Source organism: Micrococcus sp. TCR-5, from assembly GCF_052220525.1.
Taxonomy (GTDB): domain Bacteria; phylum Actinomycetota; class Actinomycetes; order Actinomycetales; family Micrococcaceae; genus Micrococcus; species Micrococcus luteus.
Window position 1 is genome coordinate 82,073 of the sequence record NZ_JBQPDO010000001.1, and the last position, 14,321, is coordinate 96,393.

Below are 14,321 nucleotides of genomic sequence, written 5' to 3' on the forward strand. Positions count from 1 at the left end.
GGCCGCCCCACCCGAGAGGAACCCCATGACCCCGAACGCCCCCGCCCTCGAGCTGCTGCCCGCCGTCGACGTCCAGGACGGCCAGGCCGTCCGCCTCGTCCAGGGCGAGGCCGGCAGCGCCACCTCGTACGGCGACCCGGTGACCGCCGCCCTGGACTGGCAGCGCGCCGGCGCGGAGTGGATCCACCTCGTGGACCTGGACGCCGCCTTCGGCCGCGGTGACAACCGTGAGGTCATGCGCCGTGTGGTGGAGGAGATCGGCGTGAAGATCGAGCTGTCCGGCGGCATCCGCGACGACGCCTCACTCGAGAACGCCCTCGAGATGGGCGCGGCGCGCGTGAACCTGGGCACCGCCGCCCTCGAGGACCCGGACTGGACCGCGCGCGTCATCGAGCGCTTCGGCGACCGGGTCGCCGTGGGCCTCGACGTGCGCGGCACCACGCTCGCCGCCCGCGGCTGGACGAAGGAGGGCGGCGACCTCTGGGAGGTGCTCGCCCGCCTCGAGGACGCCGGCTGCGCCCGCTACGTGGTCACCGACGTCACGAAGGACGGCACGCTCAAGGGGCCGAACACGGAGCTGCTGGCCCAGGTCTGCGCGAAGACCGCGAAGCCGGTCGTCGCCTCGGGCGGCATCTCCTCCCTCGAGGACGTCGCCGCGCTCGCGGCCATGACCGGCCAGGGCGTCGAGGGCGCGATCATGGGCAAGGCGCTGTACGCCGGCCGCTTCAGCCTGGAGCAGGCGCTGGCCGTCGCCGGCGGCGCCACGGTGGAGCAGGCGCGCACCGAGCAGCCCGGCCCGGTCGCCCCGTGACGGGCTCGCACGACGACGGCGGCCTGGCCCGCGGCGACGGGCTCGGCCCGATCGACCAGACGGTCGCGGTGCCGCATCCGGCGGCCCGGGAGCTGCCGGGGCACATCCGGGCCGCACTCGACCGCATGCGGGAGAAGACCGCGGGCGAGAGCACCGCGGACACCGCGGGCGTCCCGTGGCAGGGCCGTGACCTCTCCGGCCCCGGCGTGGACGGCTCCGCGAACCCGTTGCACGTGTTCGACGAGGACGACGGCACCAGCCCGGCCGAGTGGACCGCCGTCATGGCGGCCCTGACGGACGGCTCCGCCGGTGAGCGGGAGGTGACGGAGGTGCTCGCGCGCATCCGCGTGTTCGCCGCCGTCGTGCCCACCCTTGCCGTGGACGAGGGCGACGTCCACGACCACGCCGACCACACCGGTCACGAGCACGACGTCGCGGCGCACGGGGACAAGGCCGCGGACGTGGCCCTCGTGACCATGCGCGCGCCGGACGGCCGGCAGGCGCTGCCGGTGTTCACGAACGTGCCCGCGCTGACGGCATGGAACCCGGTCGCCCGACCCGTGGCCGTGTGGCTGCCGCGTGCCTGCCTGTCCGCCGTGGACGAGGGCTGTGAGCTCGTCGTCATCGACGCCGGCGCCGAGCACACGTACGTGGTGCGACGCCCGGCCGTGTGGTCGCTCGCCCAGCAGAGGGAGTGGACCCCCGCCTATCGGGACCAGGAGATCGCGGACGAGATCGCCGAGGTCGCCGACCTGGTCCCGAACCTGTTGAACCTGGGCCTCGCACCCGGGTCGGGGGTGGCCACGCACACGGGCTCCGGCGCGGTGATGAACGGAGGCGGGGCTGGGCCCGAGCTGCAGATCGTCGCGATGCCCACCCGGGACGCCGACGCGGCCGGGGTGCGCCTGATGACGGCCACGCTCAAGACCCTCCTGGCAGACCTGCCGCTGCTGGCCGAGCGGGCCGACTCCGTGGAGATCACGGTCCGCCGACCCTGATCGGTCGCCCGGCCTGTCCGGTACCGTTAAGGGGGAGGGGAGGGCCCGTGGTGGCCCCACCCCGTCCTGGAGGCCGTGCGCCGCGCGCCGGCCCCATGCCTCCCATCCTCCGAGGAGTACCCATGAGAACCAGAACCTTGACCGGCGTCGCCACCGCGGCGCTGGGCGCGGTGGTGGTGGCCGGCGCCGGCCCCGCCCTCGCGCAGACCACGCTCACCCAGGGCTCGGCGATCACCGCGCCGGCCGGGGCGTGCAGTCTGACCATCGTCGACGACGCCACCGCCTACACCGCGGCCCACTGTGGTGCGGGCCAATGGCAGATCGGCTCGACCGTCCGCGACGTCGACGGCACCGCGATCGGCACCGTCTCGGCACTGCCCGGCGATTCGGGCGTGGACGCGGTCCGCGTGGCCCTGGCCGACGACGTCGACGTCGTGGGCGACTGGTCCACGCGGCCGGCCTCGTCCATCGGTGTGGGCGAGACCGTCTACACCCACGGCTCGTCCGTGCCGCTGGGCGCGCCGAACACCGTGTCCCACACGCAGACCTTCGAGGCCGCCACGGTCTGCGACGACGCGTACGCGGATCAGGTTGCCCTCGACACCGCCTCGACCTACGCCGGCGACTCGGGCGGGGCCGTCTATGACGCCCAGCAGCGGGTGGTCGGGGTCATCTCGGGCATCGCCCCGGTGACCTTCGACGCCGAGGGCAACGTGGTGGGCTGCGACGCCCAGGCGATGTCCTCGATCATGGTCCCGGTCGAGTCCCTCGACGCGCTGGACGCCTCCGCGGCGCCCGCCGCCGAGACCGCCGCGGCCGCGGAGACCGCCGCGGCCGCGGAGACCGCTCCGGCCGCCGAGACCGCCCCGGCGATCGCCGACGTCGCGGGCCCCGTGGCCGACGAGGACCTGCCCACCGGCGGCGAGCCCGCCGTGGACGAGTCCGAGCTGACGGAGTTCACGCCGGCCGAGGAGGAGGCCATCGCGGCCGAGCTCAAGGCCCGCGCCGAGGCCGCCGCGGAGGAGGAGGCCGCCGAGGCGGCCCCCGCTGCTGAGACCCCGGCCGCCGAGGCCGCCGCGCCGGGCGTGACCGACGTCGTGGCCGCGCCCGCCGAGGGTGTCGCCTACGGCACCCAGGTGGTCGCGCAGACCGAACAGGGCGGCTTCGCCTCCGTCACCGTCACGGCCTATGACGCGGACGGCACCGTCCTGGGCCAGGACGGCCTGGACCTCACCGGCGAGTACCGCGCCTGGCTGCCCGTGCCGGCCGAGGTGCCCGCGGGCGGCTCCGTGGTGGTGACCGTGGTCGACGCGGCCGGCGCCGCCACGGACGCCACCGTGACCCTGGGCGGTCAGCTGGTCGGCTGATCGATTCCGCCCCCAACGGCACGACGAGGCCCGGTGATCCCGCACGGATCACCGGGCCTCGTGACGTCCCGGGGCGGCCCCGGCCAGGTGGGGACGCGGTCAGCACAGCCCCTCGAGTCGCCGCCCCAGGCGGGAGAAGATCCGGGTGAGGGACTCCGCCTCGCCCGGCGCCAGGTCGCCGAGGAAGAGCTCGTCCACCTGCCGGGCGTGCTCGATCGCAGCGCGTCGGAAGGCGGACCGGCCCTCGTCGGTGAGGACGGCCTCGAAGCCCCGCCGGTCACAGGCCACCGGGCGGCGGTCGATCAGGCCGCGGGCCACGAGCGTCTTCACCTGGTAGGTGATGCGGGACGGCGAGAAGACCATCCGGGACGCCAGCTCTCCCAGCCGGAGCCGGCCCTCGGGGGACTCGTAGAGGAGCAGCAGCAGGTTGTAGTCGGCCAGCGACATGCCGCAGTCCTGTTTCAGGCGGCGCTCCAGGACCTCCGTGAGCATCTGGGTGGCCTCGAAGTACGCGCGCCAGGCGCGCTTGGGCGGGTCCACCGGGCGGTGCGCCTCCGAGGCGGAGCCGAACCAGCCGCCGTCGGGCTCCGCCGGCGCCGCGTCCTGCGTGGCGGGCTCAGGGGCCGGGGTTGAGGAGCTGCTCAAAGGGGGTCACCTCCAGGTCGAGGTCCGCGGGCGCGGCGGCGCGTGCCCGCGGGGGGCGGTTCAGGGTGATCTCGGCCAGGTCGCGTCCGGCGGCCCGGATGCGGGACTGCAGCGGGTCGGTCCGCATCGAGGCCTGCACGCCGGCCGCCTCGCCCCAGTCGTCCGAGGCCGCGAAGACCGCGGTCGGCACGATGCGGGCCTTGAGGTAGGCGAACAGCGGCCGCATGGCGGTGTCGATCATGAGCGAGTGGCGGGCGGTGCCGCCGGTGGCGCCGAGGAGCACGGGCACCCCGACGACGGACGTGGGCTCCGCGAGGTCCCAGAAGGACTTGAACAGGCCCGAGTAGGAGGCCTTGTACGTGGGCGAGACCGCGATGACGGCGTCGGCCTGGGCGACCTCGTCCAGGGCGGCGCGCAGGGCCGGGGAGATCGCGAAGGTCACCAGGGCCTGCGCGATGTCCGTGGCGAGCTCCCGCAGCGTGATCAGGTGGATCTGCGGGACCACGCCGTGCTCGGAGAGCGCGGCCGAGGCGGACTCGGCCATGCGTTCGGCGAGCATGCGGGTCTGGGACGGGTCCCCGGATCCGCCGGAGACCACGGCGAGGTGCCGGGCCTGCGGCGTGAACGGGGCGGAGGCATCGGGGGCGCCGGGGGTGGTCACTGCGCGGCACCGCCCTTCGCGGCATCGGCGGTGGCGCGCTGCTCGGCGGCCGCCGCGCGGTCGAGCTGGGCCTGCGATCCCTCCTTGCCGCCGGGCACGGGAGCCTCGCCGCGGCGGGCGCGTGCCACGAGGAACTCGTGGGTCGGGGCCGCCGGGACGTCGTCCGGCTTCAGAGCGTCGAACTCCTTGCGCAGCACGGGCAGGACCTCCTCGCCGAAGAGGTCGATCTGCCGCAGGACGGTGTCCGTGGGCAGGCCGGCGTGGTCGATGAGGAACATCTGACGCTGGTAGTCGCCCACCCAGTCGCGGAACGTGAGCGTGCGCTCGATGACCTGCTGCGGCGAGCCGACCGTCAGGGGCGTCATCCTCGAGAAGTCCTCGAGGGACGGGCCGTGGCCGTAGACCGGCGCGTTGTCGAAGTAGGGGCGGAACTCCGCCACGGCGTCCTGCGAGTTCTTCGCCATGTAGGCCTGGCCGCCCAGGGCCACGTACGCCTGATGGGCCTTGCCGTGGCCGTAGTACTCGTAGCGCTGGCGGTACAGGCGCACCATCTGGATGACGTGCTCCTTGTTCCAGAAGATGTTGTTGTGGAAGTAGCCGTCGCCGTAGTAGGCGGCCTGCTCGGCGATCTCGGGGGAGCGGATGGAGCCGTGCCACACGAAGGGGGCGACGCCGTCCAGGGGCTGCGGGGTGAGGGTGAAGTCCTGCAGCGGGGTGCGGTGGTTGCCGCTCCAGTCCACGGTCTCCTCATGCCACAGGCGGTAGAGGAGGTTGTAGTTCTCCACGGCGAGTTGGATGCCCTGGCGGATGTCCTTGCCGAACCACGGGTACACGGGGCCGGTGTTGCCGCGGCCCATCGTCAGGTCCACGCGACCGTCGGCGAGGTGCTGCAGGTACGCGTAGTCCTCGGCCAGACGCACCGGGTCCATGGTGGTGATCAGGGTCGTCGCCGTGGAGAGCTGGAGGGTCTCGGTCTGCGCGGCCAGGTAGGCCAGCAGCGTGGGCGGGTTGCCCGGGGCCACGAAGGGCGGGTTGTGGTGCTGGCCGGTCGCGAACACCTCGAAGCCCGCCTGCTCGGCGTGGCGGGCGATCTTGACGGTGTCCTTGATCCGCTGATGCTCGGTGGGGGCGGTCCCGTTCGTCGGATCGGCGGTGATGTCGCCGATCGTGAAGACGCCGAACTGCATGGTGTGCTCCTCAGTGTGCCCGGGGGCGGGTCTCACGGTGCCGGCCGCGCCGTCGCCGTGTTCTTCAAAAATGAACTATACCGCACAACGAGCCGCCCCGTCCTGAATATTCCGCAGGGCCCGACACGGCAGACTGGTCCCATGAGCCCCGCCTTCGACGCCGGTCGCCTCGCCCACACGGACGTCCTCATCCTGCAGCAGGTGACGAGCTTCCTGTCCAACGACATCCAGGTGACGGACCCGGACGGGCGCACCGTCGTCTCGGTGGTCACTACGGGCGGGGGCCTGGGCCGAATGCTGATGGGGAACCGCAGCTTCGACGTGGTCGACGGTGACGACGGCCGCGTGCTCTTCCGCCTCGCCGACCCGGCCACGTTCGGCCGCGACCGCTTCGCGATCCTGGACGCCGACGGGCTGCCCCTGGCCCACCTCGTCCGCCAGTTCGCGTTCCTGCGGACGTCCGTGAACGTCGAGGTCGTGGACGGCACGTGCTTCGCGGTGACCGGCGACCTGTGGGACCATGACTACGCCATGACCGTGGGCCAGCAGCCGATCGCCCGCGTGACCGCGCGGTTCGGAGGCGTCATGAACGCCCTGGCCGGGCGCTCGCGGTATGAGATGCGCCTGGACCCCGGCATGCCGCCCGTGGTGCGCTGCGCCGTGCTCGGCACGGCCATCGCCCTCGACCTGATCAGGGCCAAGGACCGGCGCAGCAACGGCTGAGTCCGCCGAGCGCGCGGCCGTCTCGGCGGCGCCTCCGGGGCGTGCCTTGACGCCTCCCATAGGATTCGACGGTGGACTTCGGAGCGTACGGACGGCTGTTGCAGGACCCTCGGATCCGCCATCTGCTGGCGGTGGGGTTCATCGCCCGCTTCCCGCACACCGCGGCCGGGGTGATCCTCACCCTCCACGTGGCCCTCACGCTGGGCCTGGGCTACGGCCAGGCCGGCCTGGCCGGGGCGGCGATGACGCTGGGCATCGCAGTGGGCTCGCCGTGGCGGGGCCGCGTGGTGGACGCGAAGGGGCTGCGCCGTGCACTGCTGCCCTCCGTGATCGCGGAGGCGGTGATCTGGCCGATCGTCCCGTGGCTGCCGTTCTGGCCGATGCTCCTGGCCGTGTTCCTGGGCGGCGTGTTCTCGCTGCCGATCTTCTCGGTCGTCCGGCAGGGACTCGGCGTGCTCACCCACGGCAAGGACCGGCAGACGGCCTTCGCCCTGGACTCCATCGTCACGGAGACGATCTTCATGATGGGCCCGGCGCTGGGCGCCGTCGTCGCGGCCACGTGGTCGAGTGCCCTCGGCCTGACCATCGTGGGCCTGTCCAGCGCGCTGGGCGGCATCCTGCTGATGTGGTTCAACCCGCCCACGCGCTCGAGTCAGCTGGCCGTCGTCGGGCCGGCGACCGAGGACCCGTACACCGAGGAGCAGGACCGTCAGGAGGCGATCGCCCAGGCGGTGACCGCCGCGCCCATGCACGTGGAGATGGCCGCCCCCAGCCTGGCCACCGGCGCGCTGCCGGCGATCACCGAGGCCATCCCGATCGTCACCGGGGCGCTGCCGGTGATCGCCACGGACGGCTCCGGGCCGACGACGGCGCCGCGTCGGGCCCGGGCCGAGCGGCTGCGGCAGTGGCGGCGGAGCCACTTCTCCTGGGTCGGGTCGGAGGTGCTCGGCGTGCTCGTGGTGTCGATGGCGGCCGGGATCGTCATGGTCGGCACCGAGGTCTCGATGGTGGCCGAGCTGGAGTCCCAGGGCGCCGCGGCGTCGGTGGGTCTGGTGTATGCGTTCTGGTGCGGCGCCTCCGCCGTGGGCGGGCTGTTCTACGGGGCGTGGGGCCGCCAGGTGCACCCGTACCTGCTGATGGCGCTGTTCGCCGTGGCGACGGTGCCGCTCGCGGTCGTGGACGGGGTGTGGGCGCTCGCGCTGGCCTCGATCCCCTCGGGTCTGCTCACGGCGCCGACCTTGGCCTCGGCCTCGTCGCGGCTCTCGCACCTCGTGGTGGAGGAGCGGCGTGGCGAGGCGATGGGCTTCTACGGCTCGGCCATGACCGCGGGCGCCGCCATGGGCGCCCCGTTGGCCGGCGTGTTCATCGACGGCATCGCCCCGTCCGCGGGCTACGTGTTCGCGGCGGCCGCGGGCTTCGTGCTCGTGCTGCTGGCCGCCCTGGCGACGGTGGCGCGCGGGCGGCGCTCCGCCTGAGTCGGGCCCGCTCCGCGGCTCAGGCCAGGAGCTCGTGGATGCGTCGGATCAGCACGGCGGTGAGGTCCGCGTCGAAGTCCGCGGTGGAGGAGTCCATGAACAGGTGCCGGTCCGTGTCGTACTCGAAGAGGTCGGCGGGGCGGTCCGGGTGCTCGGCGGTGGCCGCGTAGGAGCGGGCGGTCTCGAGGTCGCCCTCGAGGGCCCAGGGGTCGCGGGTGCCGAGGTGGATCTGCAGGGCGGTGTGGGGCTGCCAGAGCGGGGCGTAGGCGTCGAGGGCCTCGGCGCCGGCCATGGCGATGCACGCGCGGAAGCCGGGGACCACCTGGGCGGCACGCCAGGCGGGCATCACACCCATGCTGATGCCCGCGACGACGGAGGCCTCCTGGTGCTGGGCACACGCCCGCATGCCGCGCCGGCCGATCTCCTCGAAGCCGATCTGTTGGGCGTGGGCGACACCCTCGTCCACGGTGGCGAAGGTGCGGCCGTCGTAGAGGTCAGGGGTGTGGACCGTGTGACCGCCGGCGGCGATCTGGTCGGCGAGCGCGCGCACGCCGTCCGTGAGACCGAGGGCGTGGTGGAAGAGGATGATCTGCGCCATGGGTCAGAGCGTAGACCGCGGTGAGCGGCTGCCCCATCGTGGGGGTGTGTGAGCGGGGGCGAAGACGTGAGGTGGCTCGCGTCTGTCGCCACGGGTGAGTTGGCGCTCATTGCGTGGAGGGCAAGCGCAGTGCTTCCCCGACTGGTGCCCTGGGTTCTCGTCTCGGCGGCCCCAGGACAGCACCGTCTCAGTCTTCACGTCGCGCGGTCGGAGACTGCGCGAGCGAGCGGCGAGGAATCTTCTGCATGAGTGCCGAGGCACTCGTGCGATCGGTCACGGGGCTGCTCGAGGCAGGAGCGGCCAGCGGCCTCCTGGCCTCATCCGTCCTGCGACCTTCGGGACGTCTTCGCCGGACGATGCCGCGGCCGCTTCGGACGTACGGCGACGAAGGGGCGCCCTGTCCGACTGCTCCTGGCGACCTCGACCACGGCATCCACGTTCGACGGAGGACGGGAGAACGTCTCGCCGGGTGGACGTCGGAGCTGAGTCCACCGTTCCGCTGCGGTCACACGGGAATCGCCGTCAGTGCGGTCACGCCGGGGCGGGAGACGCGAGCTGGCAGGGCATGCCGGGTTCGGGGACGGCGGGACTGATGTGCACGGCCCGCCCCGGCAGGGGCTCGACCTCGGTCAGCCGGGGCCAGATGAGCCGGTGCTCGGCGTTCGTCCCGGCCGGCACGAAGAAGCGGTGGGGCAGGTGCAGCAGCAGCCGGCCCGTCGCCAGCTCTCGGCCGCCGAACACCGCCAACCGCAGGCCGGCGGCGGTCGGACGGCCGAGCCAGTCGTGCACGTCCTCCTCGACCGTGCGGTAGGTGTCCCCGACGCGCAGGCCGGACCACGCGTTCCAGCCCGTGATCACCGCCGTGCCGCCGGCGGCCGCGAGCTCGCGCAGGCGGGCCAGGGCGGCCTCCCCGGCCCCCTCGACGTCCGGGGTCAGCACCGGCGTCCCGGACCGCGCGGCCGCCGCGGCCTCCCCGGTGCCGTCCAGCACGGCCACCGGCCGGCCGCTGCGCAGCGCCACTTCGACGACGGCGGCCAGCGTCTCCGCGCGACCGCCCGCGGCCTCGACGATCCATGCGGTGCGTCCCTCCGCGCCGGTCGGCCACCGCCAGGGACGGTGCCGGCCGTGGGCCGCGTCGTCGAGCAGGGCCAGGGCCGTGGCCTCCGCCCGGCGAGCGCGGTCCGGCACCCAGCGCTCCGGCAGGGCGGGGGTGACCACGGGCGGGGGTGTCGGCCAGTCACCCGCCGCGTACTTCTCCACCAGGACCGAGACGACGGCCTCCCAGGGGGCGACGGCCGGGGCGGCCGCGGCCTCGCCCAGCCGTCGCCACACGGGCGTGCCGCCGTCGACCGTCCACTGGGACGCGCGGAACGCGACCGTCGGGCGCCCCGCCGTCGAGAGGATCGCGGAGCCGGGGCGACGCGGGTCGAGCCGGGCCGCGGCGGCCGTGCCCACCAGGTCCCACGACTCCTGCTCCGTCGCGGTGCGCAGGGCGATCGTGCTGCCCAGGTTCGAGCGCAGGTCCGAGCCCACCGCGCCCGTGGCCCGCTGCGTGGCCAGGATGAGGTGGAAGCCGAGGGAACGGCCCGTGGCGGCCAGACGCTGCAGGACGGCGGCCGCGTCCGGGTGGTCGTCCACGAGCACGCGCAGTTCGTCGATCGCCACGACGAGCCGAGGCAGCGCCGCGTCCGGATGGCGGCGACGGAAACCGGGATAGTCGCTGACCCCGGCCTCTGCGAAGAGGGCCTCGCGGCGATGCAGCTCCGCCCGGATGGCGCTCAGCGCCCGCAACGAGGCCGTTCCCACGTGGTTGGTCTCCAGGCTCATCGTGTGGGGGAGCGCGCCCAGCGGACCGAACGACGCGCCGCCCTTGAAGTCCAGCAGCAGGAACGCGACCTCGGCCGGCGGGTGGTGCGCCGCAGCCCCCAGCAGGAGGGACAGCAGGAGATCCGACTTCCCGGATCCCGTGGTGCCCGCGATGAGCAGGTGCGGCCCGTCGGCGGCCAGGTCCATCTCGACGACGCCCGTCTCGTCGCCGCTACGGGCGAGGGTCACGGTGAGCCCGTCGACGGCATCGCGGGCGCCCACCTGCCCCGGTGGTGTGAGCGTGCCGTCGCCGTCGTCGGTGGGCAGCAGGCCGAGGTCCACGACGTCGTCGGCCAGCTCGGTCAGCCAGGCGACCAGGGTGCCGTCGGCGAGGCCGTCGGCGGTCACGTCCTCGAAGCGCTGTTGTTCGGCCGGGACCACGACGGTGCGCCCGCGCAGGTCGACGACGGCGTCCCCCGGCGCAGGCGACGGCCCGGTGAAGTCGTACCGCGTCCAGGGCAGATCCGCCCGGGCCGTGGGCGTCGTCCCCGCGTCGCCGCCGATGGCGGCCCGCCACGCTCGCCACGCCGGATCCAGTGCCGCGTCCTCAAGAGCCGACACCAGCAGCCGCGGGCCGGACCCGCCCGACCACCAGGTGCGGCGGACTCCACCGGCCTCCACCACGAACGCGCCGTCGGCGGCCACCGCGTGCCGCAGGAGCTGGAACACCGCCCACCGGCAGGCCCCGGCCACATCGCGCGGCGGCCCGAGCACGACGACGCGCGACTCCGGCGGTGACGTCGTCATCACGGTGCGCCGCGACGTGACGGCCTCCACCCATGCCTCGTCCGGGTCGTCCCGCGACAGGGACAGCGCCCCGACGCCGGAACCCCACGAGACCGCCACGGCCTCGTCGGCCCCCGACGTCAGCCCGAAGCGGTCCGTCGCGCCGGAGCGGACGGCGCGGGCCACCGCACCGGGGCTCAGTGCCGCCTGAGCCCGCCGGCGCACGACCGCGTCCGCGCGGGCGGCGAGCAGCCGCGCATGCCGCAGCCGGGTACGGCGCTGCATCGCCAGCATGACCAGCGCCACCGTCACGGACAGCACACCGAACAGCAGGAACACCGGGTTGCCCATCATCAGGACCAGGGCGACCCCGAGCACCAGCGGGCCCAGGGCCGCCACCAGCGGGATCACGACGGACTGCCGGGCCGGTGGGGATCCGAGGTCGACGGCGGGCGGCTCCGGCGTGACCGGCCGCGGCAGGGCGGCCCCGGGCCCGCGGACCAGGCCCAGGGCGGTCCGGCCCACAGGGAGCGGGCTGCGGCCGTCCCACAGGCGTCCGGTGTCCCGAGGACCGTCGTGGACGTGCAGCCCGGTGGGCGCGAGCCGCAGACGCATCGGCCGCGACGGGGCAGAGGGGTCGTCCAGCAGCAGCCGCGCCCCACCGCGTCCCGTGCTCAACCCGCCCTCCCCCAGAGGGACGAGGCGGCCGGCGTCGGGTCCGTGCTCGGTGACCACCGCGAGCTCCGGCCCCCGGGCCGGTGCACTCCCGACCCGTTCCGCGTACGTCACGCTGCGCGGCCCGGCAGCGCACCGGTGCAGCGACCGGGCGGGAAAACGTTCCCGCACCGCCCGGTCCTGCTCGTCCGCGTCGGCGGGGAAGTGCTCCACCCGCCATGTCTCGGGAGCGGCCCCGCCCAGGATCCGCACGCTCCAGGCCATCCCCGCCCCTCCCTCCTGAGACCGGCGACCGGCCCGTCCGGCCGCCTGGGGACGACCCTGCCACGGCCTGATGGCGGTTCGGGCGGCCTGTGGACAACTCCCCGTCGAACGGGACCGCCGCCACGTTGTCCACAGTCATGGTGTCCTGGACCACACGCATCGACGGAACGGGGTATCTTCCTGATCGAGACATGTGCGGCGCTGGGGATGGCGCCGAATCGGGCACAGGAGGGACACATGGATGCGGTGCGCATTCTCGAGGACGAGATCCGGGAGATCGTCCGGCGGCAGGGCATCGACCCGCAGCGTGAGCACGCCCGGGTCCTGACGCTCATCCAGGACGCGGCCGCGGACTACGAGTCCCGCGCGATGGTCAGCTCGCTGCCGGACCTGGAGGATCCCGTGGCGGCGCGGCAGGACCTGTTCGACCGCATCGCGGGCCTCGGGCCGCTCCAGCGGCTCATGGACGATCCCTCCGTGGAGGAGATCTGGCTGAACGCGCCGGACGCCGTCTACTGCGCGCGGTCCGGCCGCTCCGAGCTGACGGGCATCGTCCTGACCGAGGAGGAGGTGCAGGACCTCGTCGAAGTCATGTTGAAGTCCTCGGGCCGGCGGCTGGACCTGTCGATGCCGTTCGTCGACGCGGCCCTGCCAGACGGTTCGCGCCTGCACGTGGCCATCCCCGACATCACGCGGCGGCACTGGGCCGTGAACATCCGGAAGTTCATCGCCCGGGCGCGCCGGCTGGACGACCTCGTCCGGGGCGGTTCCCTCACTCCGACGGCGGCCCGCTTCCTGGACGCGGCCGTGGACGCGGGCATGAACATCCTCGTCAGCGGGGCCACCCAGGCGGGCAAGACCACCCTGCTCAACTGCCTGGCTTCGGCCATCGGCCCGCGGGAGCGGGTGATCACCGTGGAGGAGATCTTCGAGCTGCAGATCCCGGTGCGCGACGTCGTCGGGCTGCAGTGCCGCCAGCCGAACCTGGAGGGCCACGGCGAGATCCCGCTGCGTCGCCTCGTCAAGGAGGCGCTGCGGATGCGCCCGGACCGCCTGATCGTCGGCGAGGTGCGCGAGGCCGAGGCGCTGGACATGCTCGTCGCTCTGAACTCCGGCCTGGCCGGCATGTGCACGATCCACGCGAACTCGGCCGCGGACGCGCTCACGAAGCTCTGCACGCTGCCGCTGCTGGCCGGGGAGAACATCTCCCGGGACTTCGTCGTCCCGACGGTCGCCACGTGCATCGACGTCGTCGTGCACTGCGAGCGCGACCGTCAGGGCCGCCGGCGGGTGCGGGAGATCCTCACCGTCGGCTCACGGGTGGAGGGCGGGGTCATCGAGACGTCGGCGCTCTTCCAGCGTGACGCCGAGGGCGACCTGCGCCTCAACGAGGGTGCGAACCTGGAGTTCGAGGCGCTCGCCCGTCGCGGCGTGGACGTCCACGAGCTGGTGGGGCTGCGCTGATGGCCGCGCTGCTGGGGCTCGCGCTCGGCTGCGGCCTGTTCCTGCTGTGGTGGTCCCTCTGGTCCCCTCCCACGGAGAAACCCGGGGCCGCCCGCCCCGACTCGCGCCTGCGTGTGCTGATCGCCCAGTCCGGCATCCAGCGTCTCAGCCCGGCCGGCGTCGTGTCCGCCATGGCCGTCGGCGGTCTCGTGGTCGGGCTGCTCGTCCTGTCGCTGACCAGTACGTGGACCATCGCCGCGTGCTTCGCCGTCTTCGGCGCGGCCGTGCCCTGGCTGCTGTTGTCCTGGCAGGCCCGCCGGCGGTCCACGGCACTGCGCGAGCTGTGGCCGGACGCGATCGACCACGCCCGGTCGGCCATCCGCGCGGGCCTGACTCTCCCGGAGGCGCTCATCCAGCTCGGGGAGACCGGGCCGGAGGGGCTGCGCGAGCCGTTCCAGCAGTTCGCCCGGGACTACCGGGCCGGAGCCCGCTTCGTGGACGCACTGGACCGGCTCAAGGCCCGGATGGCCGACCCCGTCGCGGACCGCCTGGTGGTCTCGCTGCGCCTGACCCGCGAGGTCGGCGGCGCCGACATCGGCCGTCTGCTGCAGACCCTCTCCGAGTTCCTCCGGCAGGACGCCCGCATCCGCGCCGAGCTCGAGGCCCGGCAGTCGTGGACCGTGAACGCGGCCCGGTTGGCGGTGTGCGCCCCGTGGCTCGTGCTCCTGCTGCTGGGGACCCAGCCCGCCGCGGTCGCGGCCTACCGGTCCGCCGCCGGCGGGGCCGTGCTCCTCGCCGGCATGGTGGCCTCCGTCGTCTGCTACCGCGTCATGCTCCGCATCGGCGCGCTGCCCCGGGAGAAGCGGGTGTTCGCATGACGTC

Annotated in this window: 12 protein-coding genes; 7 read left to right on the forward strand and 5 right to left on the reverse strand. The window is 74.0% G+C overall.

The window, feature by feature from the left end:
- The first annotated feature begins 25 nt into the window (after positions 1–25).
- The 3 genes from priA (at position 26) to ACTSKS_RS00400 (ending at position 3,176) form a co-directional block, all read left to right on the forward strand.
- Positions 26–811: a bifunctional 1-(5-phosphoribosyl)-5-((5-phosphoribosylamino)methylideneamino)imidazole-4-carboxamide isomerase/phosphoribosylanthranilate isomerase PriA gene (gene priA / locus ACTSKS_RS00390; RefSeq protein ID WP_200968527.1), complete on the forward strand. Its 786-nt coding sequence runs from the start codon at positions 26–28 to the stop codon at positions 809–811.
- A complete protein-coding gene (locus tag ACTSKS_RS00395) occupies positions 808–1,809 on the forward strand; it encodes an SseB family protein (protein ID WP_282963420.1) in 1,002 nt (333 codons plus the stop codon). The genes priA and ACTSKS_RS00395 overlap by 4 nt, the downstream gene beginning before the upstream one ends.
- A gap of 122 nt (positions 1,810–1,931) precedes the next feature.
- Entirely contained in the window at positions 1,932–3,176 is a 1,245-nt protein-coding gene (locus tag ACTSKS_RS00400; protein ID WP_228062783.1) for a trypsin-like serine protease, read from the forward strand.
- A 99-nt stretch (positions 3,177–3,275) separates the two neighbouring features.
- Here the strand turns inward: ACTSKS_RS00400 and ACTSKS_RS00405 are convergent, their stop codons facing one another.
- The 3 genes from ACTSKS_RS00405 to ACTSKS_RS00415 are packed head-to-tail and all read right to left on the reverse strand — an operon-like array spanning position 3,276 to position 5,669.
- Positions 3,276–3,821 (reverse strand): MarR family winged helix-turn-helix transcriptional regulator, encoded by a 546-nt coding sequence (locus ACTSKS_RS00405; protein WP_227717910.1) that lies wholly within the window; start codon positions 3,819–3,821, stop codon positions 3,276–3,278.
- Positions 3,793–4,482, reverse strand: coding sequence for an FMN reductase (locus tag ACTSKS_RS00410; protein ID WP_061867916.1), 690 nt, complete (start codon positions 4,480–4,482; stop codon positions 3,793–3,795). The genes ACTSKS_RS00405 and ACTSKS_RS00410 overlap by 29 nt, the downstream gene beginning before the upstream one ends.
- Positions 4,479–5,669 carry an LLM class flavin-dependent oxidoreductase gene (locus ACTSKS_RS00415; RefSeq protein WP_036313995.1) on the reverse strand — a complete coding sequence of 397 codons (1,191 nt, stop codon included), beginning with the start codon at positions 5,667–5,669 and terminating at the stop codon, positions 4,479–4,481. The genes ACTSKS_RS00410 and ACTSKS_RS00415 overlap by 4 nt, the downstream gene beginning before the upstream one ends.
- Positions 5,670–5,810: 141 nt before the next feature.
- On the opposite strand from ACTSKS_RS00415, the gene ACTSKS_RS00420 reads away from it, so the two are divergent.
- Positions 5,811–6,392, forward strand: a complete 582-nt coding sequence (locus ACTSKS_RS00420) for an LURP-one-related/scramblase family protein (RefSeq protein WP_036313994.1) — start codon at positions 5,811–5,813, stop codon at positions 6,390–6,392.
- A 71-nt stretch (positions 6,393–6,463) separates the two neighbouring features.
- Positions 6,464–7,867 carry an MFS transporter gene (locus ACTSKS_RS00425; protein ID WP_135039693.1) on the forward strand — a complete coding sequence of 468 codons (1,404 nt, stop codon included), beginning with the start codon at positions 6,464–6,466 and terminating at the stop codon, positions 7,865–7,867.
- 19 nt (positions 7,868–7,886) lie between these two features.
- On the opposite strand, the gene ACTSKS_RS00430 is transcribed toward ACTSKS_RS00425, so the two are convergent.
- Complete coding sequence (locus ACTSKS_RS00430; protein WP_135039692.1) at positions 7,887–8,465, reverse strand: dienelactone hydrolase family protein; 579 nt, start codon at positions 8,463–8,465, stop codon at positions 7,887–7,889.
- Positions 8,466–8,996: 531 nt separating this feature from the next.
- A complete protein-coding gene (locus tag ACTSKS_RS00435) occupies positions 8,997–11,996 on the reverse strand; it encodes an FtsK/SpoIIIE domain-containing protein (protein ID WP_141842602.1) in 3,000 nt (999 codons plus the stop codon).
- A 237-nt stretch (positions 11,997–12,233) separates the two neighbouring features.
- On the opposite strand from ACTSKS_RS00435, the gene ACTSKS_RS00440 reads away from it, so the two are divergent.
- Both ACTSKS_RS00440 and ACTSKS_RS00445 read left to right on the forward strand, forming a co-directional pair.
- Positions 12,234–13,460, forward strand: coding sequence for a CpaF family protein (locus tag ACTSKS_RS00440; protein WP_010079081.1), 1,227 nt, complete (start codon positions 12,234–12,236; stop codon positions 13,458–13,460).
- Positions 13,460–14,317, forward strand: a complete 858-nt coding sequence (locus ACTSKS_RS00445) for a type II secretion system F family protein (protein ID WP_010079080.1) — start codon at positions 13,460–13,462, stop codon at positions 14,315–14,317. Before ACTSKS_RS00440 ends, ACTSKS_RS00445 begins: the two co-directional genes overlap by 1 nt.
- Positions 14,318–14,321 lie beyond the last annotated feature (4 nt).